Here is a 21,665-nt window from a genome sequence, read left to right as displayed (position 1 = left end):
TGCGAACGCACAGCTACGGCTTACGGTGGCCTGACGTCCTGTGGGAAAAGCTGGTGCAGCACCCTGGAGCCAGCAGGTGGCCCCGCAGGTACCACCCACACCCCACCCCGCGTAGTCGACGAGGAGAGCGAGCTGTGAGCACCGAGAACGAGGGCACGGCGGTTCCGGCGGACCAGGCTGCCCCGTCCGCCCCTCCGCCGCCCCCCTCGGCGGCGACCCCGGACCTGACCGAGCCCCTCCCGACGACCCCTGACCCGGCCACCGAGACGTACCCGGCGAGCTTGTCGGACACGTCGGCCGCGTCGGGCCCGTCGGCCGCGGAGCCGACGCGGCCCCTGCCCACGCCTCCGCAGCCCACCCAGCCCCCGCCGGTGTCGTCGGCGGGCGAGCAGGAGCAGACCCGAGCCCTGCCGACGACCCCGGCCTCCTCCTCGGCCCCGGTCCCCCCGGCAGCGGCGCCCTCCCCGGCTCCCGCTCCCGCCCCGGCCGCCCCGGCCCCCGAACCGGTCGCTGTGGGGGCGGCGGGCGCGGGGGCCGGAGCGGCGGCCGGCGGCTGGCCGCCGCCCCCGCCGGCCGTACCGGCCTGGGGCGCCCCGCTCCCGCCCGGTCCCCCGGTCCCCTCGGGACCGCGCAGGCGGACCGGCGGTCTCGTGGCTGCGGTCTTCGTCGCGGCGCTCGTCGCGGGCGGGGTCGGCGGCGGCATCGGCTACTGGGCGGCCGAGCGCGGCGACAACGGCCCCAGCTCGACGACGGTCTCCTCCGGCGACGCCCCGGCGGCCTTCAAGCGCGACCCGGGCACGGTCGCGGCGGTCGCGGCGCAGGCGCTGCCGAGCGTGGTCACCATCCAGGCGAAGTCCGGCGGCGCGCAGGGCGAGGGCGGTACGGGCACCGGCTTCGTGTACGACCAGGAGGGCCACATCGTCACCAACAACCACGTGGTGGCGTCGGCGGCGGAGGGCGGCACGCTCTCCGTGACCTTCCCGGACGGCAAGCGGTACGACGCCGAGGTCGTCGGCCGGGCCCAGGGCTACGACGTGGCCGTACTGAAGCTGACGAACGCGCCGAAGGGGCTGAAGCCGCTGCCGCTGGGCGACTCGGACAAGGTCGCGGTCGGCGACTCGACGATCGCGATCGGCGCGCCGTTCGGTCTGTCCAACACGGTGACGACGGGCATCATCAGCGCCAAGAACCGCCCGGTGGCCTCGGGCGACGGGAACGGCGGCGGCAACTCGTACATGAGCGCGCTGCAGACGGACGCGTCGATCAACCCGGGCAACTCGGGCGGCCCGCTGCTCGACGGGAGTGGCGCGGTGATCGGGATCAACTCGGCGATCCAGTCGACCGGCAGCGGTTTCGGCCAGTCGCAGGCGGGCTCGATCGGCCTCGGCTTCGCGATCCCGGTCAACCAGGCGAAGAACGTGGCCCAGCAGCTGATCAGGACGGGCAAGCCGGTCTACCCGGTGATCGGCGCGACGGTGACGATGAACGAGAAGGGCGAGGGCGCCACGATCGCGCCCCAGGGCTCCGGCGGCACCCCCTCGGTCACCGCCGACGGCCCGGCGGCGAAGGCGGGCCTGAAGCCGGGCGATGTGATCACCGGCTTCGGCGGGCACCAGATCGACAGCGGTCCCACGCTGATCAGCGAGATCTGGACGCACAAGCCGGGCGACTCGGTGAAGGTCACCTACGAGCGGGACGGCAAGACGTCCACGGCGACGGTGGTCCTGGGCGAGCGCACCGGCGACAGCTGAGCGGGGCGCACGCGGGCGCGTGCGGAGCGGGTACGGGAACGGGAAGGCACCGGGCGGGCCCCGGTGCCTTCCCGTTCGGCGTCGCTACCGGCCGGGCGGCTGCTGCCGCTGTCCCGTGGACGAGTACGAGCCGGTGGCGCCCCAGTTGTTGTCGGCGTTCAGGGTGGACTGGAGGTCGCCGATGTCGAGGCGCTGGACGGGCCGCGCGCCGGGCTCGTCGTCCCCCATGATGAGCATCGGGTCGAGCATGACGACGGCCGCGGCGAAGACCAGGAAGATCAGCGGGCCGACGAGCAGCGGCAGCACGTCGAAGGCGGTGGTGCCGGTGGGGGCGATGGTGGCGTGGGCGCCGTGCTCGACCCGGACGTCCATGGCGGCCATGCCGGTGTAGTGCATCCCGGTGACGGCGACGCCCATGATGACGCTGGCGCCGAGGCTGGCGGCGAAGCCCCGTACGGAGACGGCGGCCCAGAGGGCGGCGGTCGCGGCGACGACGGCGATGAGGATCGACAGGGCGACGACGCCGGGGGCGTACGACACGGCGCCGTTCATCCGCATGGCGGCCATGCCCAGGTAGTGCATACCCGCGACGCCGAGCCCGGTGAAGAGACCGGCGGCCCCCAGCGGCAGCGGACGGGCGCCCCGGTAGCCGACGGTGAAGACACCCGCGCCGACGACGAGCACGGCGACGAGCAGGCTGAGGAAGGTCAGCGTCCCGTCGTACGTGATGCGCGTCTCGCGCACCTGGAAGCCCAGCATGGCGATGAAGTGCATGGTCCAGATCCCGCATCCGATGGACGCGGCTCCGAGCGCGAGCCACCCGGGCTTCCGGGTCCGCCCGTGCGCCAGCGACCGCACGGTGCAGCGCAGTCCCAGCGCACTGCCCAGACAGGCCATCACATAGCCCACCAGGGGTGTGACCATGCCATAGCTGAACCCGTCGATCGTGCCCTGCACCCTGGGGACCTCAGTTCTTCTCAAGAAACGCGGAGACGTTGCGAACGGGACTCTAACCCGGCGTTTCAGTTGATCTTCACGCACCCGGGACATGCGGGACGCGACCACCGGAACCACCGCAAGATCGCCCCGCCCGCCCCCGCCCCGTCCCCCCACCCGGTACGCTGTAGCCCGCTCCGCCCCAAGCGGCCGGAAGCGAAGGTGGGTTGCCCGAGCGGCCTAAGGGAACGGTCTTGAAAACCGTCGTGGCAGCGATGTCACCGTGGGTTCAAATCCCACACCCACCGCCAGGTCAGGGAAGTGGCAGGTCAGAGGGCGGGTCCCGGAATCCGGGGCCCGCCCCCTGTGCTCACCCTGTCTCACCCCGGCTCGCCGGTATCCCAGTCCTGACCAGCACGTGTGGGCCAGGCGCGGGCCAGGATCGACGGCTCAGCCACCGTTGAGCCCCTGCTCGATGAGGGCGTTCGCCTTGTCCTGCTGACCCCGGAGAATCTTGGCGTAGAACCGGAAGAGGACCGTGAGGCTGTGACCGGCCCGCCGGGCGACCTCCACCGGGTCCACGCCGGAGTTGATCCAGAGGGACACCCCGGCATGGCGGAGGGAGTACGGCACGTCGGCGAGGGGTGTCTCCGCCTCCCTTGCCGAGAGGGCCTTGAACCGGGCGGCATCCCACAGCGCGCAGTACTCCGTGGAGCGGACTCGACCGCCCTCGGCCGCCCGGAACAGCGTGCCGTCCGCCGCGACCCCGTACCGCTCCCGGTGCTCGCGGAGCATCGCCGTGAGCACCGGAGGGATGGGTACGGGGCGGGTGGCCTTCCGCGCTCGTCGCTTCAGGCCGCGCTCGTCGTACGACTTCCCGTCGTCCGTCCAGCCGGAGCCGACCTCGGGACGGCTCCCGGCGAGGACCAGTTCGCCCCAGCCGGTCTCCGGCAGCGTGCAGTCAGCATCACGCAAGGCCGCGATCTCCGATGGACGCATGGCGGCGTAGTAGAGGCACCCGAAGAACGCAGCCAGATGCTCGCCCCTATCGCTGATCTGCCGCACGGCTCCGATGAGGGCAGCGGCCTGCTTCGGGTTGGGGACGTACCGGAAGTCGACCTCGTCGTCCGTTGTCGGGGCCGTCCAGTCCACCCTTCCCAGGGGATTCGTGGGCAGGATCGCCCGCTCGACGGCGTACCGCAGCACGTTGCTCAGCACCATGCGCTTACGGTTCACCGTGTTGTCAGCGGCAGGCTTCCCGTCGAGCTTCACCGAGATAGCGTCCAGGGCGGCGCGCATTCGGTCTGACCGGGCAGCATCGGTCATCTTGTGCGTGTGCTTGGCGATCCAGGCGAGCGCGGCAGCGACCTCGGCCGGTGGCTCCTCGACCTGGTGCCGCAGCCGCAGCGTGCCCCCCTCGTCCCGCACCGCGCGGAAGGCCCATCCGTAGAGAGCCATCCGCAGGACGGGCGGCGTCGGGGCCCCGCGCGAGCTGGACGCGAGCACCGGCGTGATGGTGGCGAGCGTCTCGGCGATGCTCGCGCGGTGCTTGGCCGACGCCTTCGGCCACTTCATGAGCACGTACCCGGTGGCGTGCTCGTACCAGGTGGGTGCGGTCAACACCTCAAGCTCGGAGACCGGGAGGCCGGTTTCCTCGTCGAACTGCTCCCGCTTGCGCAGGGCGGACATCAGCTCGGTCTGGCGGCCCTCGGCCTGGGGCTTGAGCTTGTAGCTCTTGGAGTGCTTGCGCTCGCCGACCCGCCACCGCAGCTCGAACGGCTTCGGGCGACGGCGCTGGCGGATGGACCAGAATTCCACGTCGTACGTGAGCATGTCTCTCCAGATGGGTGAGGGGGCCCACCACTGGTGGACCCCCTCGTTGCGGGATGGGTCAGGCGGCGGCTTCCTCGCACCCGGACAACCACGAGTCCAAGTCCGAACGGCGAACGCGGAGCTGGCCGTTGGGGAGCTTGATGAGGCGCGGCCCCTGCGAGCGGGCGCGCATTCGGTAGAAGGCGGCACGGCTCATGCCGAGTTCGGTGAGGACTTCGGGGAGCTTGAGCATCTGCGGGCGGGCCATGAATCGGGCTCCTTCAGCTCGATCCGGGGTGCCAGAACCCCGGAAAGTACTGACAGAACTGACAGAACCTCGCTGTATGGCATCTGACCTGCTGCTTTGGCCGGTTCGGCCGTTGTGACAAAACCTCGAAAAACTCTGACAGAACCTCGGAAACCTGGGTTCTGTCAGACCGGACGGCTCACCCGGGGGTGAGGTTTTTCGAGTTCTGTCAGAGTTTCCGGAGGTTTTGTCAGAGCTCCAGAAGTGCTCGTTTCCGCAGGTCAGGTGGCTGGTCGGGAGGTTCTGTCAGTTCTGTCAGCGGGTTCGGGGGTTTTCAGGCGGCGCGGGTGATGCGGGGGTGGGTCTCGTAGCGGGGGGAGGGCGGTCGGCCGCCGCGTGTGGTGCGGGGCGGCGGGGGCTGCTGGCGGACCCAGCCGTGTTCCTCCAGGAGGTCCAGGGCGGGGTCGAGGTCGCCCATGGCGGGGAACTCGCTGCGGGGCATCGCGCGGAAGAGGTCGCGCTTGGTGAAGGCGGCGGTGCGGGTCTCGCTCAGGTGGGTCAGGACCGTGTGGGCGGCTCCCTGGGCGGGGTCGGCCTTCATGGCGTTGAACACGTCGAGGGCGTGGGCGGTGAAGTAGTCCCCGAGGCGGGTGGCGGCGGCCATCGTCGAGGCGGCGATCGGCCGTGTCCAGGCGTCGTCGGGGTGGGTGGCGAGGTGGAGGAGACCGGCGATGCGGGCGACGGCGCCGTCCCTCTTGCTGGCCCAGTTGGTGATCGGCGCGAGGGTCCCGTCCTTGCGGAGACGGGACTCGGTGACGCGCTGGTAGGCCAGGAGGACGGCGTCGGCCTCGGGGCTGAGGGTGAGTTCGGCCGTCTCGGTCCAGGCCGCGAGGGTCAGGGCCAGGCGCCCCAGCTTGTGGGCGTAGGTGTCGGCGGTGTCGGGGCTGAGGAGTTCGGGGGTGAGGTTGCGGTAGCCGACGAGGGAAGCGGGCTTGGAGTAGAGGAACCGGGCGAGCAGGCCGCGTCCGTCGGCGCCCTTGATCTGCCCGATGGAGTCCAGGACGTCCGGCTGCACGGCCAGGCCCATGGTGATGGCGGGGTTCTCGATGTACTGGGAGTCCCGGGCCTGGCGGTTGACGCGGGCCATGTCGCCCGCGTGGCCCTTGAGGAAGATCCCCATGTTCGGGGCGCCGGAGTAGCGTCCGGCGATGATCTCGAAGATCTCGCCCTCGGGGGACAGGATCGAGATCCGTCCGTCCTGCTGGGCGAGGAGGGTGGTCAGGCTCTCGGCGGTGACGTCGTCGGCGATGAGCTGCGGCTCGGCCGGGATGACGGCCCGCTCGGCCGCCTCGGACAGCGAGATGGCCTGAGCGGTCAGGCCAGCGAGCTTGTCGGCGTCGGCGTTGGCGGCCAGCTTCTCCGCCTTCTCGGCCGCGGCTTTCGCGATCCGCGCGGCGGCGGCGGCCTCGGCCCGCTGCGGCGCGGTCAGCTCGATGAGAGCCTTTTCGGCGGCGAGGAGCGGCTTGGTCATGAGCCCGAACACGGCGCTCTTGCGGTTCCCAGGCGGGAGCGCGACGGCGGTGTAGAGGGTGACCGGCTCACTCCACTGCCCGCGCACGGTCACGGTGATGCGTCCGCCGGCGGCGGTGCCGATGGCGGCGAGCGCGAGGCACCCGGCGAGGTCGACCGGGGTCTGGGTCTCCTCGGCGACACCGGCGGTCATGGCGGCGAGCCAGTCAGGCAGCGTGTCCACGGGGAAGACGGGGAGCTGGCCGCGCGGGTTGAGCGGTACGGGCTCGTCCCACACAGGCCCGGCGATGTCCTCGGCGCTCGTCTCCTCGAACCCCGCCCACAGCTCCGAGTCGTGCGTGCTCATGCGGCTTCCTCTCCATGGGCGAGCAGCGGGCACCGGTCGCGGTGCCGGGCGTGGTCATCGGCGAGCCGGGCGATCTGCTGATGCCCGAACGCCTGCAGGTCCCGGCCGCAGGAACACCACGAGTGCGCGGTGGGCACCGCGTTCCGACCGGCCAGACCGATCCGGAGCATCGCGAGGACCCTCGGCCCGTCGACCGGGCGCGGCTCAGAACCAGAAAGGACGCCTTCGGCGACGACCCTTCCCGCCCTACCGCCGGGGGCGGCCGAGGCCGGTCCGGCGGAGCGGAGGTGGGCGGTCACTGGGCACCTGCCAGGGCGTTGCGGGTGCTGCGGCGGATACCGTCGCGGATGCTCGACGCAGCCCGGGACGCGGCCAGACCCTTGGCCAGAGCGACCTCGGTGAGCCGGTCGGTGACCTCCTGCTCCGCCAGGCCCCCGGCCGCGATGAGGCGTCCGAGCGCGTACGCGGCCCGGTAGAGGGTCAGGTTGTGCTCGCCGTCCGGGGCGGCGGCCAGCTTCGCCAGCTCACCGCTCAAGGCGGCGGCGGCGTACCGGTCCGCACGCCCGACCCGGGCCCGCACGGCGGACACCGACAGGGGAGCGGGCGCGGGCGGCGGGGTGAGGAGGTCACAGAGCCACGTGGGGAGGGGGATCGGGTCCACCGCGTTGACGACCTCGTACGCCCGGCCGTTGACCACGCTTCCAGCGGCCACCACGTACCCGCCCCAGGCTCGCGTGTCGACCTTCCACCCCAGACGCCCCGCGCTCCCACGAAGCCGCTTTCCCTCAGGCGCGGCGAAGTACAGGTGCAGCCCGCCGCGCCCGGTGCGCACGGTGTAGGTGTCGGCCGGTACGGGATGCCCGGAGCGCTCGCACACGGCCGTGAACACCTCGATGCCGTCCCGGAACCCCTCCCACTGCGGGGGCGCCGCCTGGGCGTCGGCCTTGGGGAGGTCCAGGTCGACCACGACCAGTCCGGCCGGGCCGGTGGCCAGGCCGACGTTGTAGAGGGTGTGCGTCCAGGCGGCCAGGATCCGGGCCCGGTCGGTCGTGGCCCGCTCCTCCGGGGTGCGGTGACCGGCCGCGCAACGGCCGGTGCCGGGGCACCGCTCCTCGGAGTGCCCGGCGGGCCGCTTGTCGCCGGGCCGGAGCGGGAACACCGGCCAGCCGCGTGCAGCCGCGTCCAGAGCGGTGTTCAGCCGGTCTCGCCGGATGGGGACGGCATGGGTCATGCTGGTACCTCCACTGTTGAGTTGGTGGATGAGGGCGGCCCCGGATCTGTGCTGGATGGGGGCCGCCCTCGGCGTATCTGGGTGGGGGCGGGGTGGGGTCTAGTAGCGGCGGTTGGCGGCGCGGCGGCCCGAGCGCTGTCCGGCCGCCCATGCGTTTCCGGCGCTGAGGTAGCGGGCCCGGAGCAGCTGCTCGCGCATCGTGTGGACGTCGGCGAGTGCGGCCCGGACGTCGGCGGCGGTCTGCTGGGCGTCGGCGGGGGTGGGCAGCGGCCCGCCGTCCGCAGCCTGCGTGTAGGCGGTCAGGAGGGTGTCCAGGAGTTCGTCGAGCCGGTCGAGCCGGGGATCGGTGATGTTCTCGGGCTCGTACGGCTTCGGGTGGCGGGCTTTGAGCTGGGCTTCGAAGTCGTCGTTGTCACCCACGTGGCGGTACGGGGGGATGGCGTCGCGGCGGGGGGTGTCGCCCAGGATCAGTTCGATGACGGCCCTGGCGAGCGCGCCGCCGCGCGGGAGCACAGTGTCGAGCAGGGGAGCGGCGGGCTGCTCTCCCAGGGTGACCTGCCAGCCGGTTTCCTCGGTCCAGCCGAACACGACCTGGGTGGCGCGGTAGGTGACGCTGCAGGTGGCGGTGAGGCTGGCCGACCGTACGGGGGTGTCGGCCAACTCGCGTTCTGTCACCGTGATGTTGAGCATCGACAGATCCAGGACGACGTCGTCGATGTAGGGGCGGTGGTCTGTGGTCAAACGTGTCTCCTCAGAAGGGGGGTTCGTCGCTGTAGCCGCTGGGTCCCCATGGGTCGGTGGCCGGGGTGCGGCGGCGGGGCAGGCGCGGGAGGGGCAGGAGGATCCAGCAGCGGGTGTCGTCCCAGCAGGTGCAGGAGTCCCAGTCGGTACCGGCGTACTCGCCGGACTCGTCCCCGTAGTCGTAGGCGTAACCGCCCTCACCGCCGCAGTCGGGGCAGTCGGGGAGGGGGGTGTCGGTCAGGACCAGGGCCGGACGGGGCCAGTCGGCCCGGCGGATACGCAGGCGCATCTCGTCTCTCCTCAGGTGGTGGTGCGCGACGGCAGGATGGGGCGGTCGATGTGCCGGTGGCTCACCTGGACGTGGTGGCCGTGGGTGGTGAGGTTGGTGGTGAGGAGTTCGGCGAGGGCGACGGAGCGGTGTCGGCCGCCGTAGCAGTGGACGTGCACGTCGATGTGCTGCTCGCCGTCCGCGATGCGCCGCTCGACCGTGCGTCGGGTGGTGTCGAGGAGCTGGGTGGCTCCGGGGGTGGCCATGACGTAGGCGACGACGTCGGGGTGGCGTCCGGTGAGCTGGGTCAGGGTGGCGCGGACGGCGGGGTCGTCGGGCGGGTTGTGCAGGGTGGTGGTGTCGACGACGACCGGGTCGTGGGCGGTGGGGGTGTCGTGGTGTCCGGTGCCGTAGGAGGTGATCCGGATGCTGGTCAACGGGTTCTCCTCAGGGGTGGTTGATGGTGCCGTTGGCGCGGCCGAACATGCCGCTGGCGGTGATGTTCTGCGTGATGTGCGTCGTGGTCCCCCCGCCCGCCCCGGGGCCCGCTCCGGGGGTGCGGCGGGCGGTGCGCAGGAGGATCGGGACGGCGGTGACGGCGGCGACGACGAGGGCGGCGGCGGACCACAGGGCGTGGCTCATGGCGATCAGTCCCGGGGCGGCGTAGGAGAGTCCGATCCCGGCGGCGGCGATCCCGCCGCCGACGGTGGGGGCGAGCAGGGCGGTGGTCCGGGCCCACGCGGGGATGGGCTGCGGCGCCGGAAGCGGAATGTGCGGGGGCGGGGTGGGGTGGGTGTAGGCGAGGGTGCGGACGCCGTTGGGGAGGGTGACCCATTCGACGCCTGGCGGGATGTCGGCGGGCAGGACCACCGGCCGCATCACGGGCGTCGGAGGCGGGTTCCAGGGGTGGGCGGTGGTGATCTCGTACGCGGCCTGTTCGTACACAATGCGGTCCCTTCGACGGCGGCGGGCGGCGCCTCGTGGTGAGGTGCCGCCCGCCGGGCTGGGTGACGCTGTGTGGTTTCTAGTGGGGTGCGCTACTGGGTAGTGGGTAGTGGGGTCCCCAGTAGAAGTGCCTGTTGAAAGGCCCTGTGTGCCTTACTGGGGCGTCTACTGGGTAGTGGGGCGACGCCCCACTACCCAGTACCCAGTAGCTCTCTGTGGAGCCTTCTAGGCGTGGTCGGGGTGGACGTAGACGGAGTGCGGTCCGTTGTCCCGGTAGACCAGCTCGCCTCGTTCGGCCGCCGCCTTCAGTCCCGCCCGGACTGTCTTGCGGTCCTTGGCGACCGCGTCCGCGACGGCCGAGGGCTTCATGCCCTCGGGTCCGGCGGCCCGGATCGCGTCGACGGCGGCGGGCAGCCAGTCGGGGCCTTCCGGGCCGCCGGACGGCTCGTTGCGGAATGCGGTCAGGTTCAGCCCGCGCGGCCGGTCGTCGTCTTCGGACGGGTCGGCGGCGGGCTCGGGAACGGTGCCGAACTGGGCGTCGATCTGGGCCATGAACTCGGCCGCGAGCGTGTCCTCGTCCGGCCCGCCCGCCGCCGGGGTGGGGGTGTTGCGGAGGGCGGAGAGGTTGAGCCCGCCGCCTGTTCGGCCGGGGGTCTCGCGGCCGGGCCGGTCGGCGGGCTGCTCGGCGGTGGGGGTGGTGGTGCGCATCCAGGCGGTGCGGGTGGTGTCCCAGCGGCGGGCGTAGGCGGGTCCGGCGGCGGTCGCGGACGCCTCGTCGAGCCGGGGGTGGAGCGCTGATGTCGCCCGGACGATGTCCGCGATCTGGTGCGGGGTGATCCGCCAGCTCTTGAACAGCCCCGGGGCCGACTCGGGAGTGCCGATGAACCCGGCCCCCTTGTACGGCGCCTGGTCCGGCCGCAGGCCCCGCGTCCCCGGGAAGACCTTGCTGAGGTCCATGCCTTCGACCTCTCCGCCGGTCAGGCAGACACGGGCCTTGGCTTCGCGGCGGATCATGAGGTTGCCGAGGACGGAGCTGGTGGCTCCGAGCGCGGTCAGGACCGTGCGGACGCCCATCGAGCGGAGCAGCCGGATGACCTCCAGGATGCGCTCGGCGAGCTTGCGCATCTGGGGGTCGGAGCTGGCGAGGATCTCCGCGCCCTCGTCGATCAGGATCATGACCTGCGGGATCTGCGCGGAGACAGGCAGCAGGTCCGTGTTCGTCTGCGCCATCAGGCCCTGGTAGAACACCTTGCGGTGCTTGCCGAGGCGCAGGGCCGCGTCGAGCATGAGCATGGCCTCGTCGTAGGTGGAGGCGAGCCAGTCGATTCCGGGGCGGGTCTCCCGGCCGGGGGTGCCGTCGCCGTCGAGAGCGGGCCGGACCCAGGGCAGGCCCGCCGAGCCCGCGTTGAGGTCGATGACCCAGCTCAGGATGTCGCCGGACCGGGCGAAGGAGCCGAGGACGGTGTGGACCATGTTGGTCTTGCCGGAGCCGGTGGGGCCGACGATGAGCGCGCACTGTTCGCGGAGGTAGACCAGGACGTCCCGGCCGTCGCCCCGGACGCCCCAGGGGAGGCCGGTGTGGATGGACAGGGGGCTGTAGTCGGCGGGGTAGGGGATCTCGTTGACCAGGACGTTGACGGTGGCGACGTCGATCAGGACGCGCCCTTGGTGGATGCCGGGGGTGGCGGCGACGGTGCAGCCGTGCGGGAGCCGGGCGTCCGCCGACAGGCGGGCGGATTCCTTGGCGACCTGGTCGTAGGTCGTGCCGCCGGGCAGCTCCGCGTCGATCGTGAACCCCGTGCCCGTGGGCCACTTCTCGATCGCGAGTACCGTCACCGTGATGCCCGCGACCCGCTGGATCCGCTCGACCCATTCCGCGGCGAGGGTGCGGCGTTCGGCGGAGAGTTCGGCGGCGACCTGCCGGTCCGCGATTGCGATGAGCTCCAGCTCGCGGCCGTCCTCGAACAGGGCCGCGCTGCGGGCGGTGGTGCCGATGCCGACGCCGAGGACGGCGAGGGACCCGATCGCGCCCCAGGACAGCGGCCCCGTCGCGACCGCCCACGTCGTCCACCCCGCGCCCAGGAGCCAGGAGGAGGCGCGCAGGGCGACGGTGCGGGCGGAGAGCCGTTCGCGGAGGGTGGAGACGGTGTGGCCGATGGCCCCGGCCGCGCCGACCGCGAGCGCCCATGTGGGCGGCATCCCGGTGGCGGCGCCGGTGGTGGCCAGGGCGAACGCGCCGGTGGTGGCGGACAGGGCGCCGGTCACAGGTCCGTGACCGGCAGCCCAGTCCCACACCGGCCCCGACGTGGTGGTGTCCTTCGGGGTCGTGGTGGTCATCAGACGTTCCAGCCCTTCTCGGCCTCGGGGCCGTTGCGGGGGTCGGTGTGGCGGGCGATGTCGTACGCGTGGACCTGCCGGAACAGCGGCGCGACGTCTCCGGCCGCGTCGACGGCGTGCAGCAGGGCGCCGAAGATGTCGTCGAAGGCGGCGGCGACGGCCTTCTCCAGGGGGAACTCCGAGTCGGAGCGCTCGGCGAGGATGCGGAAGGTGTTCGCCACGCTGGTCAGGGCCTCGGGCAGACCCTCGACCATGTCCAGGATCTCCATGGCCGTGTCGGGCTCGTAGGTACGGGCCGCCGTCTCCATCTCGGCAGCGGCCTCCTCGAACTTGAAACCGGACATGTTCACAACCTCCAGCGGAGACGACGGGGTGGCGGGGAGAAGGAATGCGGGGCGTTCGACGGTGTCGCTGATCTGCTGCTCGGGGGTGAGGTCGGCGTCGATCGCGGCCTCGGCGGCGGCCCGCCGCTCACGGATCGCCGTGTCCCGGGTGGCCTGCTGTTCCTCGGCGGTGCGCATCAGGCGCCGGTAGAACCGGCGCCCGGGGTGCTGAAGCCAGCCGATGCCGAGCTTCCGGCCGAGCGGGGTGGTCAGCAGCCCGAGGACGCCGAGCGGCGCCGCGAACAGTGCGGCGAGCAGGCGACGGCCCTGTGTGCGGGCCGCTGAGCGCCACAGGTCCCGCCGGGCCCGCTTGCGGACCGCTCGGGTCATCGCCTTCTTCTGGCGGGCGGTGACTGCCGAGCGGGTCGTGTCCCGGGCACCATCGACCGAACGCGCGGCGGCCCGGTCCCGGGCCGTACGGGCCCGCTGGACAGCCGTGTCACGAACCGCCCCCACCCGAGCCCCCAGACCCGAACCCGGCTTTTTCTTCGGGGAGTTGGAGCCACCGGCCTTGTGATCGCGGGAGGCGGAAGGGATGTGGGTGCGGGCAGTCTGGCGGGGGGTGGGAGTGGTGGTGCGGCGGTTGTCGGCGGTCTGACGGCGGGCCTGGGTCTGGGCGGTCCGGCGGTCGGCTCGTGTCGCGGCCCCGGCCGTCGAGCGGGCCGACTGACGCAGGTCCCGGACCTGACCCAGCTTGCCCTTCTGCTGCTGCCGGGGCGCCGCCGACGCGGACGTCCCCGTCGAGCCGGTACGGCCCCGGGACGCCCCGCCCGGGAAGGTGCCGGCGGAGCGCTGCCCGCCCGCGCGGGGCGAGCTGTTCGGCTGCCGGGACGGGCTCGGGTTCGGGGTCGGCTTGGGGGTCGGGACCTTGGCCCCGGCCTTGGTGGTGGTCTTGGCCTTGGCGGTGCGCTGGCGGATGGCGCGGTGGGCCAGGACGGCGCTGCCGACGAGGGCCGCCCCGGCGACCGCGAGCGCGGCCCCGGCCGGGCCGCCCGCGAGCGTCGCGGCGGCGACCGTGCCCACGCTGGTGTTGACGCTGGTGGTGGCCAGCGGAACCACGGGCCACCCGCCCGCCGTATGTGCGACCCCGGCCGGACCCTGCTTCGCTTTCCCCTGCTCCGGAGCCGGAGCAGGGGGCGGGACGGTCGGCGGAGTGGGCGGCGGGACGGTGCCCACTACCGGCTCGGTACTGATGTCCGTCATCCTTGCTACCTCCCTTAAGGGGAGTTAGGGGGCCCGGCCGGGACTGTGGAAGGAAGCGGCCGGGCCCTGCTTTGTGCGGGTCAGAGGGTGTTTCGGTCGAGGGAGAAGAACAGGACGACGGCGTCCTCCATCTCCCGGTGGGAGCGGGCGGCGTCGGCCCGGAGCTGCATGAGGATGTCGAAGCGGGTCTCACCCACGCGCGGGGTGTGGGTGCCCTGGAGGGTGCACACACCACCGTCCGGACCGCCCTGGAGGGTGATCACGTAGGCGTGGGTGCCCTGCCTCTGACTGCGCGTCATATCAAATCCCCTTCACAGAGCTGGAGTTGGTGGCGATCGTCGGAGTCCTGCGCTGTGCCTCGCGGACGATGTCCGTGTGGTCGAACGCCAGCAGGCCCGGGGCGTCGAAGGGGACCCAGCACACGGCGGCGGCGTCGTCACCTGCCCGCGCGGTGGTGGTGGCGGGGACGGTGACCATGAAGGCGGCGCTCACGAACCGGCCGCGCGGGTCCCGGCCGGGGGCGTCGTAGAGGCCGACCAGGGTCAGATCCGGCTCGCTCACCTGGATGCCGGTCTCCTCGGCCAGCTCACGGACGGCGGCGGCGCGTGCGGTCTCCCCGGGATCGACGTACCCGCCGGGCAGAGCGAGACGGCCCTGGAACGGCGGCCAGCCCCGCTCGATCAGCAGGACGTCCCCGCCCCGCACACACACGATGTCGGCGGTGAACTGCACAATCTCGGTCTCGGTGCCGGTGCTCATGGTGGCTCCTTCGGTGCCGCTCATACGGCGGCGGTGACGGGGGTGGTGTGGCGGAGTTCCTGGTAGTGGCCGGTGACCCAGCCGGTCGACCAGCCGCACAGCTCGGCAGCCCTGCGGACCGGGAGCCCGGCCGCGAAGGCGGCGGCGACGGTCTGGCGGGCCACTGCCTCGGGCTGCTTCTCGGCTGCGGGTCCGGCGGCGAGGAGGGCGGCGTGTTCACGGGCGGTGCGCTCGGTGGCCTGGCGCTGTTCACGCTCGACCCGCTCCGCGTATTCGCGACGCTCCTTCTCGGCCTGCTCGGCGGCGGCGTGTTCACGGCGTTCACGCTCGGCCCGCTGCTGTTCACGGATCCGCTCGCCGTGTTCACGGGCTACTCGCTCGGCCCGCTCGGCGGCCTCGGTCCGGTCCCGCTCCGCCTGCTCGCGGGCGGTTTCCCGGGCGGCCTGTTCACGGGCCAGCCGTGCTTCGTGGTCACGCTGTTCACGGGCGAGCGTGGCCTCGTGGTCACGACGCTCGCGTTCCCGCCGGTCGGCTTCCTCGGCCCGTTCGCGGCTGGCTGTCTCGGCCTGCTCGGCGCGCTGCCGGGCCTCGTCCTCCCGCTGACGGCGCTCGGCCCGCTCCCGCTCGGCGGCGACCGCCTGGGCGGCGTTGATGGCCCGCCGGTAGGCCAGGCCGGTCTCCGCCGTCACGATCAGCAGCAGTGGTGCGACCGCATGGACAGCGGCCCCGACCAGGTCTTTCTTCAGCAGGGAGTCGGCGGTGTTCAGGGCCAGGGTCATGACCCCGGTCATCCACCGCAGCACCACCGGCCACCGCCCGCCGTCCCCGCCCAACCGGGCCAGGACCGAGTCGAGGCGGACCACGATGACGACGGCGGCGTCGACCACGATGGGGAGGATGGGGGCGGTCCACTTCCACCCGTCCGGGGTGTGGGCCCGCATCAGGGGGGTGACCGTGAGGACGGAGTAGAGCATCGCCCCGCACACGATCAGCCACGTCCCGACATTCAGTGCCTTCTCGGCTGAACGGATCTGAACACTGTTCATTCCGCCGCCTCCGACCCCGCGCCGACCGGCACGAGAGCCGGGATCGGCGCGAAACCGATCAGCTGAACATCAGCCCCGGCGACAGCCCCGTGGACGATCCGCACGGCCGTCGAGCCGTCACCCTGAACGTGGTGAACAGTGCCCTCCGGGCTGATGTCCAGAGCCTCACGCCACGCCTCGAACGCGGCGAAGTCGTCGTGGTGGAACGCCAGCTCCAGCCGCTCGGGGAAGACCTCCGAGACGTGGACGCAGGGAGCGGGCAGGTGCGCGAACTCCGTCCCCAGGACGAGCAGGGCCGCCAGCGGCGCGGACAGATCCGCGAGCCTCGGAGCGTTCACGAGGCGCCCTCCTCGGCGAGGGGGCGGACCGGGAGGGAGGCGGACAGGCGGACGCGGTAGTCGTCCGGCCCGGACAGCTCCTCCCACTCCCAGGCGGCCCCAGGCTCGACCGGCTCGTAGCCGAGCGAGGCCAGGAACGCCAGCCGCTCCGGCCACGTCGGCGCCGACGCTCGGGCGAGGTAGACGGTGGGCCAGGTCGAGGGCCGGGCGTCGTCGGTGACGACGTACAGCACCCACAGGCCCGTGGAACGACTGACCAGCCGGGCCATGTGCGTCACGCCGCACCACCCGACAGCATCGCGGCGGCGCGGTTGGCCAGGTCCCGGCGAGCCGCCAGCACCCGGCGGCGGGCCCGCCGGATCCTCAGCGCGTCCAGCACGGTCGCCGGACAGTCCAGAATCATGATCTCCGCGTCGAGCAGGTCGACCGCCGCCAGGATCAGCGGCAACTCCTGCTCGATCGCGTCCAGCTCCGCATCCGACGGCTCACCGCCGAACGCCAGGCCCCCGCCGTCTGCGGGGAGTGTGATGATGGGGTTCATGGGTCTTCCTTCCTGAGAGGAACGGCCCTACGAACCCCCGGGGTAGGCGCCCCGGGGGTTCAGCCGTTGGAGCACTCCGGCTCCCCTCAACCCCGCCCGTACGAGCCCCGCGAACGGGGCCCGGACGGGCAAGGGAGGCAACCGGCCGCAGCAGCGCTGCGGAGGTCAGGTGACTCAGCGGGCTTCGCCGTCCGTGCCGGTCCAGCACTGGGGCGCCCTTGGTCTTCGCTTCACGTCGGCCTCCAACGGGGCGGACATGCACATGCGTAGTTCGTTCGCGATCTTTGCCCTTGTCTCACCGCACGTACGGATCGCTTGTCCGCCCCGCAAGGGCGGCCTGGGAAAAGGTGCTTGCTGCTCGTGCGGCAGGGCCTGCGGCTTGTCGCAGATGCCTGTCGTTCTGTGTCCACTGTTCAGTTCTCAAGCCAGCAGTCGCTTCCTTGGAGCCGATCCGCCTACACGGGGCTCTCCGGGCGCTGAGAGCAGCCCAAAGAGGGCCCTCTCGTGCACACCCTCCGAACCTTCGGGTCCATCTGGTGCGCACCAGAAGAATGGCATCTGGTGCGCACCAGATGCAACCCCTTCGGAAGGTGGGTTGTTGGTGTGCTCTTCTAGAGAACGGCCCAAGCGCGGTGCTTCGGTAGCCAACTGGGGTTAACCTCAGGGGGGTTAACGTGCTCTCACCTGGGGCTTTACAGGAGGCGGCGTGGCGCAGGGGTTACGAGCGATCCGAACCGCACGAGGTTGGTCGCAGGATCGACTGGTTCACGAGATGCGGCGGGTTGCGGAGCAACGGCTACTCGACATTGCTGCTGCGGCCAGTCTCAAGACCTATATCTCTGAGTGGGAGAACGGTCGACGCACCATCACGGACCGGTATGCCGCGATCCTTCGGCCGCTTCTGGGCGCGACGGATGCCGAACTGCGGGGTGAGACCGAAGCGCAGCAGCCGCAGGCGGACGGGTACGCGGATCTGCTGAGCCGAATTGACGCGGCAGGCAGCCTGAGCGAGTCCATGGTTCCGTCGTTCCTGGCCCAGACTGAGCTACTCCGGACCATGGACCGTCAGATGGGCGCGACCGGTCTGGTTGACCAGATGAACGGCCATCTGGCTGCGATGGAGGAAGCGCTGACGTTCGCCGTGCGGCCGGGAGTACGACGGCCCATCGCAACTGCCCTCGCGGGAGCATCCACCCTTGCCGCCTGGCAGGCGTTGGACGCTGGGGCCGTGGATCGGGCATGGCGTCGGTATGAGCTCGCCAAGAAGGCATCTCAGGATGCCGAGTCGCCGTTGTACCTGGCGCACGCCATGGGTGAGCAGGCGTATGTGCTTGCGGACGCCGGTCGGCCTCAGCTGGCAGTCGAGCTAGTGCGGGACGCTCAGCGCACCCATCTCGAAGGCCAGTCACTTCGCCTGAGGGCATGGCTGGCGGCGGCAGAAGCCGAACTGTGTGCTGCCGCTGGCGGTTCAGAGATGGAGTCGGCTGCGAGGGCAGCGCTTGAGCGTGCGACGGCGCTTCTGCCGGGCGACGGCGAAGTACGCGATGCCGACATGCTGAGCATCTTCCTCAACACCGATCACCTGTCGCGGTGGCGGGGAAATGTCCTGGTCAAGCTCGGAGACGCCTCAGCGATGGAGGAGCTGTACGCGTCTCTCCGCACTGCCGATGAGACCTTCGTACGCGCGAACTCCGGCATCCACTGCGACCTCACCCAGGCGCACCTAGCCCGCGGGGAGCTGGACGAGGCGCGGTCGCATCTCCAGAAGGCGCGATTGCTGGCGAACCGCACGGGGTCCGTGCGGTACCGCCGCCGTGTGGAGCTCCTTACCGGGCGCCTCTAGACCGGGTCGCGAGGATGTGGAGCAAGGCCACAAGCGTGCCGGAGCCCATGAGCTTGCCATCGGCCATCAGGCGCGGGATGTCGTCGAGGGGGATCCAAGCGATCTCCCCGGCCTCCTCGGCGTCGGTCGGCTCGCCAACTTTCTCGGCTCCACGGGCCACGAAGATCTCGTGCGGTGAGTCGACCATGCCGATCATTGGCTGGTAGCTGACGATGTGCTCGACGGGGCCGGGACGCCACCCGGTCTCTTCCTCGGTCTCGCGGGCCGCAGTCGTGGCCGCGTCCTCGCCCGAGTCAACGATTCCGCCGGGCAGCTCCCACCCCCACTGCTGCGGTACGAAGCGGTACCGCCACAGCATGAGTACGCGGTCCTGGTCATCAACCACAGCAGTGATCGCCACACGGAAGAGTCGGACGACATGGTGCTCGAAGCGGTCGACTCCGGGGGGCTCGACGTCGACCAGTTCCAGGTTCACCCACGGGTTCTCGTAGATGTGGCGGGAGCCGTGGATCTTCCACGGCTCCACCTCCGGCGGCGTCGGGACGCTCTCGCTGCCGAGGACGCGGTAGGAGCTGCGGTCGTGTGCCTTGATGAAGTGCTCGTTGGACAGACGGGCGAGTACCTGACGCAGCGCGGTACGGCCGATCCCCAGCTCGGCGCTCAGCGCCCGCTCGGACGGCAGCTTGTCGCCGGGGCCGTAGCGGCCCGACTCGATCCAGGAGCGGATCGTCTCGTAGACCTTCTGCGTCTTGGGTCCCATCCTCGGCGCACACTCCCGGATCGTCGGCTGGTGGTAGCCAGCGTATCGGGGGAGCAGAACGGATGACTCGGCCATGTGAACCTCTCTTCCAGCGGTCGCCCGGCCCCGGATGCCGGTCGCGAGCGGACAGCGGATGCAGACCTGAGAAGGGGCTGTTTCGGGGCCTCGTGGGCCAGGTGCGGGCCAGGGAAGCCACGCAGAGATCTCGGAGTGGGGAACGCGCAGGTCGCAGTGGCAATGGTTGCTGTACGACAGGCGGTCTTGAAAACCGTCGTGGCGCGAGTCACCGTGGGTTCAAATCCCACACCCACCGCACCAGGTCAGCCGTCGCGCTGACCGGAAGGGGCACCCCGTCTCACGGGGTGCCCCTTTCTTGTGGGGCCTGGGTTGTTCCGACCCGTCAGGGGGCGTTCGAGCTCTTCTGGGTTTCTGGGTGTCGGCGGCGGGTTTCGGCTTCTCGGGGGTCGTGGCTCGGGACTCATGCGCGGGGCGAGGGTTTCCGGCGGTTCGTGGGTGTCCTGCGGATGCGGTATCCGCGGGGGAAGGCGATGCTGGGAGGGTTCGAGCCGCTGAAGCAGGAGGGCCGGAGGATGTCTGTGCTGGACAAGCTCAAGGGGTTGCTGAAGGGCCACGAGGACAAGGCCTCTCAGGGCATCGACAAGGCCGGTGACTTCGTCGACCAGAAGACGCAGGGCAAGTACAGCAGCCAGGTCGACACCGCCCAGGAGAAGCTCAAGGAGCAGCTCGGCGGGACGGGCACCCCGCAGCAGGACCCGCCGACTCCGCCCCCGACTCCGCCCCCGCCCCCGCCCCCGCCCTCGTCCCCGCAGCCGTAGCGGGAGGGCGGCCGGTCGTTCTCGGCGAGGCGGCGGACCTCGTCGTGGTCGGTGGGCCGGTTCTGTTCTCCGGGCTTCGCGCTCCGCAGGTCCGTCCGTGGGCACCGTCAGCCGGTTTCCGCGCCCGGTCTCCGGCGTCGCGCGGCCTCCTTCTCAGGGGCGCCCCCGAGGTGGAAATCCGGGGGCGCCCCTGAGGGCTTTCCGGGTTCAATGGGGGCCTCGGGCGGGGCCTCGACGGGACCCCGGGCGGTTCGAAGCCCGACGGAGAGAAGTCGGGGGTTACGTCGTGGTGCGGATCGTGCTCGTGCGCGGGGACATCACCCGCGAGACCGTCGACGCCGTCGTCAACGCCGCCAACTCCTCCCTGCTCGGCGGGGGCGGGGTCGACGGCGCCATCCATCGCGCGGGCGGGCCCGAGATCCTCGAAGCCTGCCGCGCGCTGCGCCGCTCCCACCACGGGAAGGGCCTGAGGACCGATCGGGCGGTGGCGACCACGGCGGGCCGGCTCCCGGCCCGGCACGTGATCCACACGGTCGGTCCCGTCTGGTCGCGGGACGAGGACCGTTCCGAGCTGCTGGCCTCCTGCTACCGCGAATCCCTCCGGGTCGCGGACGCGTCGGGAGACCGGACCGTCGCGTTCCCCGCCATCTCCACCGGGATCTACGGCTGGCCCCTGGACGACGGTGCCCGGATCGCGGTCGAGACGGTGCTGGCGGCCCGTACCGATGTGGAAGAGGTCCGGTTCGTGCTCTTCGACGCTCCGGCGTACGCCGTTTTCGAGGCCGCCGTCCTCCGGGCGGGCCAGAAGTAGGAGTTCTTTCGGATTTCGCAGATCCGTTTGATTTTTCTCGGCCCGGGACTCGCTGTCACATTCCGCCGAATCGGCGGTTGGCGGGAAATCTGCCGAAACGCTTCCGCTCTTGCGGCGCAACGGCCGTGCCCGCACTCGGACTCCTCCATTCCGGTGAGCCGGGCATTTCTTGTGCTGACCGGGTTTATCGACTTGTCCTCACGCTTGCGGGGGAATGGGGCGCTCCGGGGTGGTTCGCCAGGGATTCGGTGGGCAACTCTGGACTCGCGACGTCGAGCAGAAAACACCGGGCGGTCGGCCAACTGCCTTGGGAATGGCCTTACTTCACAGCTTCACAGCAGTTCCGCGCAGTTCCGCGCAGTTCCGTGCCTCAGCACCCGCTTTCAGTTCCCGGAGGAACAGACATGGCAAGCATCCGTACCGTCCGCGTTCTCGCCGCCACCGCCGCCCTGCCCCTCGCCGCCGCGCTCTTCACCGGGGTGGCCCAGGCCGACAACGGCGGGTTCGCGAACGACGGATCGAACACGAGCGTCGCCAGCGTCATCGGCAGCGGCGTGGGCGGGAACAACCACGGCAACTCCACCACGACGCAGCAGGTGGCGACCGGCGCCGGTGCCTCCAACCAGAACAACACGGCCAGCGTGAACGGCTCCGCCTTCACCCAGATCTCCCAGACCAACGCGGTGGTCAACTTCCACCCGTGGTGGTGACCGGCAGCACGGAATCCGGCCCGATGGGGGGCGTGACCGTGGTGTGAGCGGCGGCCCGCACGAAGGTACTTCGGTACCGGAGTGCGGGCCGCCGCGCTGTCGTCGTCCCGCCCTCCTGAGCCCGGTCGGCCACACCGCCGGGTCCGGCGCCACGACGGCCTTCGCGCCCGCCCTTCGCGCCCCGGCGGCGCCCCCAGCCCTCCCCAGCCCTCCCCAGCCCTCCTCAGCCCCCCAGCCCTCCCCGGTCCCCCCGGCCCCCAGGTCCCTCGCCCCTCGCCCCGCCCTCCGGCG

The 21,665-nt window shown here is 71.5% G+C and carries 24 protein-coding genes and 2 tRNA genes; 7 read left to right on the top strand and 19 right to left on the bottom strand.

Annotated elements, in window-relative coordinates:
• Positions 1-134 precede the first annotated feature (134 nt).
• Positions 135-1,751 carry a S1C family serine protease gene (locus tag ACIO92_RS10450; RefSeq protein WP_402280150.1) on the top strand — a complete coding sequence of 539 codons (1,617 nt, stop codon included), beginning with the start codon at positions 135-137 and terminating at the stop codon, positions 1,749-1,751.
• Positions 1,752-1,835: 84 nt separating this feature from the next.
• Here ACIO92_RS10450 and ACIO92_RS10445 read toward each other — a convergent pair whose 3' ends face one another.
• Positions 1,836-2,708 carry an MHYT domain-containing protein gene (locus tag ACIO92_RS10445; protein ID WP_366445335.1) on the bottom strand — a complete coding sequence of 291 codons (873 nt, stop codon included), beginning with the start codon at positions 2,706-2,708 and terminating at the stop codon, positions 1,836-1,838.
• 200 nt (positions 2,709-2,908) lie between these two features.
• Here ACIO92_RS10445 and ACIO92_RS10440 point away from each other — a divergent pair.
• Positions 2,909-2,998, top strand: a tRNA-Ser gene (locus tag ACIO92_RS10440).
• 139 nt (positions 2,999-3,137) lie between these two features.
• Here ACIO92_RS10440 and ACIO92_RS10435 read toward each other — a convergent pair.
• The 17 genes from ACIO92_RS10435 to ACIO92_RS10355 all read right to left on the bottom strand — a co-directional run bounded on the left by ACIO92_RS10435 (position 3,138) and on the right by ACIO92_RS10355 (position 16,414).
• Positions 3,138-4,520: a tyrosine-type recombinase/integrase gene (locus ACIO92_RS10435; protein ID WP_402280152.1), complete on the bottom strand. Its 1,383-nt coding sequence runs from the start codon at positions 4,518-4,520 to the stop codon at positions 3,138-3,140.
• Between the two features lie 58 nt (positions 4,521-4,578).
• Positions 4,579-4,767 (bottom strand): helix-turn-helix transcriptional regulator, encoded by a 189-nt coding sequence (locus ACIO92_RS10430; RefSeq protein ID WP_402280154.1) that lies wholly within the window; start codon positions 4,765-4,767, stop codon positions 4,579-4,581.
• A gap of 313 nt (positions 4,768-5,080) precedes the next feature.
• Positions 5,081-6,622 carry a YfjI family protein gene (locus ACIO92_RS10425; protein WP_402280156.1) on the bottom strand — a complete coding sequence of 514 codons (1,542 nt, stop codon included), beginning with the start codon at positions 6,620-6,622 and terminating at the stop codon, positions 5,081-5,083.
• A complete protein-coding gene (locus tag ACIO92_RS10420; RefSeq protein WP_402280158.1) occupies positions 6,619-6,921 on the bottom strand; it encodes a hypothetical protein in 303 nt (100 codons plus the stop codon). The genes ACIO92_RS10425 and ACIO92_RS10420 overlap by 4 nt, the downstream gene beginning before the upstream one ends.
• Positions 6,918-7,853, bottom strand: a complete 936-nt coding sequence (locus tag ACIO92_RS10415; protein ID WP_402280160.1) for a bifunctional DNA primase/polymerase — start codon at positions 7,851-7,853, stop codon at positions 6,918-6,920. Before ACIO92_RS10415 ends, ACIO92_RS10420 begins: the two co-directional genes overlap by 4 nt.
• Positions 7,854-7,952: 99 nt before the next feature.
• Positions 7,953-8,594 carry a hypothetical protein gene (locus ACIO92_RS10410; RefSeq protein WP_402280162.1) on the bottom strand — a complete coding sequence of 214 codons (642 nt, stop codon included), beginning with the start codon at positions 8,592-8,594 and terminating at the stop codon, positions 7,953-7,955.
• 10 nt (positions 8,595-8,604) lie between these two features.
• On the bottom strand, positions 8,605-8,883 hold the full coding sequence (locus ACIO92_RS10405; RefSeq protein ID WP_402280164.1) for a hypothetical protein: 279 nt from the start codon (positions 8,881-8,883) through the stop codon (positions 8,605-8,607).
• Between the two features lie 11 nt (positions 8,884-8,894).
• Positions 8,895-9,299, bottom strand: coding sequence for a hypothetical protein (locus ACIO92_RS10400; RefSeq protein ID WP_402280166.1), 405 nt, complete (start codon positions 9,297-9,299; stop codon positions 8,895-8,897).
• Positions 9,300-9,309: 10 nt separating this feature from the next.
• On the bottom strand, positions 9,310-9,807 hold the full coding sequence (locus ACIO92_RS10395) for a hypothetical protein (RefSeq protein ID WP_402280168.1): 498 nt from the start codon (positions 9,805-9,807) through the stop codon (positions 9,310-9,312).
• Between the two features lie 225 nt (positions 9,808-10,032).
• Entirely contained in the window at positions 10,033-12,144 is a 2,112-nt protein-coding gene (locus tag ACIO92_RS10390; RefSeq protein WP_402280170.1) for a hypothetical protein, read from the bottom strand.
• Positions 12,144-13,730, bottom strand: coding sequence for a hypothetical protein (locus tag ACIO92_RS10385; RefSeq protein ID WP_402280172.1), 1,587 nt, complete (start codon positions 13,728-13,730; stop codon positions 12,144-12,146). Before ACIO92_RS10385 ends, ACIO92_RS10390 begins: the two co-directional genes overlap by 1 nt.
• An 80-nt stretch (positions 13,731-13,810) precedes the next feature.
• Entirely contained in the window at positions 13,811-14,029 is a 219-nt protein-coding gene (locus tag ACIO92_RS10380) for a hypothetical protein (RefSeq protein WP_402280174.1), read from the bottom strand.
• Between the two features lies 1 nt (position 14,030).
• Entirely contained in the window at positions 14,031-14,489 is a 459-nt protein-coding gene (locus tag ACIO92_RS10375; protein WP_402280176.1) for an NUDIX domain-containing protein, read from the bottom strand.
• A gap of 20 nt (positions 14,490-14,509) precedes the next feature.
• A complete protein-coding gene (locus ACIO92_RS10370; protein ID WP_402280178.1) occupies positions 14,510-15,535 on the bottom strand; it encodes a DUF2637 domain-containing protein in 1,026 nt (341 codons plus the stop codon).
• Positions 15,532-15,873: a hypothetical protein gene (locus ACIO92_RS10365; protein WP_402280180.1), complete on the bottom strand. Its 342-nt coding sequence runs from the start codon at positions 15,871-15,873 to the stop codon at positions 15,532-15,534. The genes ACIO92_RS10370 and ACIO92_RS10365 overlap by 4 nt, the downstream gene beginning before the upstream one ends.
• Positions 15,870-16,142, bottom strand: a complete 273-nt coding sequence (locus ACIO92_RS10360) for a DUF6303 family protein (protein ID WP_402280374.1) — start codon at positions 16,140-16,142, stop codon at positions 15,870-15,872. The genes ACIO92_RS10365 and ACIO92_RS10360 overlap by 4 nt, the downstream gene beginning before the upstream one ends.
• 5 nt (positions 16,143-16,147) lie before the next feature.
• Complete coding sequence (locus tag ACIO92_RS10355) at positions 16,148-16,414, bottom strand: DUF6284 family protein (protein ID WP_402280182.1); 267 nt, start codon at positions 16,412-16,414, stop codon at positions 16,148-16,150.
• Positions 16,415-17,120: 706 nt separating this feature from the next.
• Here ACIO92_RS10355 and ACIO92_RS10350 point away from each other — a divergent pair.
• A complete protein-coding gene (locus ACIO92_RS10350) occupies positions 17,121-18,257 on the top strand; it encodes an XRE family transcriptional regulator (protein ID WP_402280184.1) in 1,137 nt (378 codons plus the stop codon).
• Here the strand turns inward: ACIO92_RS10350 and ACIO92_RS10345 are convergent.
• Complete coding sequence (locus tag ACIO92_RS10345; RefSeq protein WP_402280186.1) at positions 18,241-19,017, bottom strand: NUDIX domain-containing protein; 777 nt, start codon at positions 19,015-19,017, stop codon at positions 18,241-18,243. The two genes, ACIO92_RS10350 and ACIO92_RS10345, sit on opposite strands and share 17 nt — an antisense overlap.
• Before the next feature lie 228 nt (positions 19,018-19,245).
• Here ACIO92_RS10345 and ACIO92_RS10340 point away from each other — a divergent pair.
• The 4 genes from ACIO92_RS10340 to ACIO92_RS10325 all read left to right on the top strand — a co-directional run bounded on the left by ACIO92_RS10340 (position 19,246) and on the right by ACIO92_RS10325 (position 21,374).
• A tRNA-Ser gene (locus tag ACIO92_RS10340) sits at positions 19,246-19,335 on the top strand.
• A 272-nt stretch (positions 19,336-19,607) separates the two neighbouring features.
• The gene (locus ACIO92_RS10335) at positions 19,608-19,853 is read left to right on the top strand and encodes an antitoxin (RefSeq protein WP_402280188.1); all 246 of its coding nucleotides are present in this window, start codon (positions 19,608-19,610) and stop codon (positions 19,851-19,853) included.
• Positions 19,854-20,139: 286 nt separating this feature from the next.
• A complete protein-coding gene (locus tag ACIO92_RS10330; protein WP_402280190.1) occupies positions 20,140-20,664 on the top strand; it encodes an O-acetyl-ADP-ribose deacetylase in 525 nt (174 codons plus the stop codon).
• Between the two features lie 404 nt (positions 20,665-21,068).
• Entirely contained in the window at positions 21,069-21,374 is a 306-nt protein-coding gene (locus ACIO92_RS10325) for a hypothetical protein (RefSeq protein ID WP_402054942.1), read from the top strand.
• The last annotated feature ends 291 nt before the right edge of the window (positions 21,375-21,665 follow it).

This window comes from Streptomyces sp. NPDC087215 (assembly GCF_044744885.1).
Taxonomy (GTDB): domain Bacteria; phylum Actinomycetota; class Actinomycetes; order Streptomycetales; family Streptomycetaceae; genus Streptomyces.
This window is presented reverse-complemented; position numbering and strand designations above follow the sequence as displayed.

Coding starts and splice junctions, on each gene's coding strand:
- ACIO92_RS10435 (WP_402280152.1), bottom strand. CDS start 4,520: ATGCTCACGTACGACGTGGAATTCTGGTCCATCCGCCAGCGCCGTCGC.
- ACIO92_RS10415 (WP_402280160.1), bottom strand. CDS start 7,853: ATGACCCATGCCGTCCCCATCCGGCGAGACCGGCTGAACACCGCTCTG.
- ACIO92_RS10390 (WP_402280170.1), bottom strand. CDS start 12,144: ATGACCACCACGACCCCGAAGGACACCACCACGTCGGGGCCGGTGTGG.
- ACIO92_RS10380 (WP_402280174.1), bottom strand. CDS start 14,029: ATGACGCGCAGTCAGAGGCAGGGCACCCACGCCTACGTGATCACCCTC.
- ACIO92_RS10425 (WP_402280156.1), bottom strand. CDS start 6,622: ATGAGCACGCACGACTCGGAGCTGTGGGCGGGGTTCGAGGAGACGAGC.
- ACIO92_RS10335 (WP_402280188.1), top strand. CDS start 19,608: ATGTCTGTGCTGGACAAGCTCAAGGGGTTGCTGAAGGGCCACGAGGAC.
- ACIO92_RS10430 (WP_402280154.1), bottom strand. CDS start 4,767: ATGGCCCGCCCGCAGATGCTCAAGCTCCCCGAAGTCCTCACCGAACTC.
- ACIO92_RS10370 (WP_402280178.1), bottom strand. CDS start 15,535: ATGAACAGTGTTCAGATCCGTTCAGCCGAGAAGGCACTGAATGTCGGG.
- ACIO92_RS10385 (WP_402280172.1), bottom strand. CDS start 13,730: ATGACGGACATCAGTACCGAGCCGGTAGTGGGCACCGTCCCGCCGCCC.
- ACIO92_RS10375 (WP_402280176.1), bottom strand. CDS start 14,489: ATGAGCACCGGCACCGAGACCGAGATTGTGCAGTTCACCGCCGACATC.
- ACIO92_RS10345 (WP_402280186.1), bottom strand. CDS start 19,017: ATGGGACCCAAGACGCAGAAGGTCTACGAGACGATCCGCTCCTGGATC.
- ACIO92_RS10325 (WP_402054942.1), top strand. CDS start 21,069: ATGGCAAGCATCCGTACCGTCCGCGTTCTCGCCGCCACCGCCGCCCTG.
- ACIO92_RS10355 (WP_402280182.1), bottom strand. CDS start 16,414: ATGAACCCCATCATCACACTCCCCGCAGACGGCGGGGGCCTGGCGTTC.
- ACIO92_RS10405 (WP_402280164.1), bottom strand. CDS start 8,883: ATGCGCCTGCGTATCCGCCGGGCCGACTGGCCCCGTCCGGCCCTGGTC.
- ACIO92_RS10360 (WP_402280374.1), bottom strand. CDS start 16,142: ATGGCCCGGCTGGTCAGTCGTTCCACGGGCCTGTGGGTGCTGTACGTC.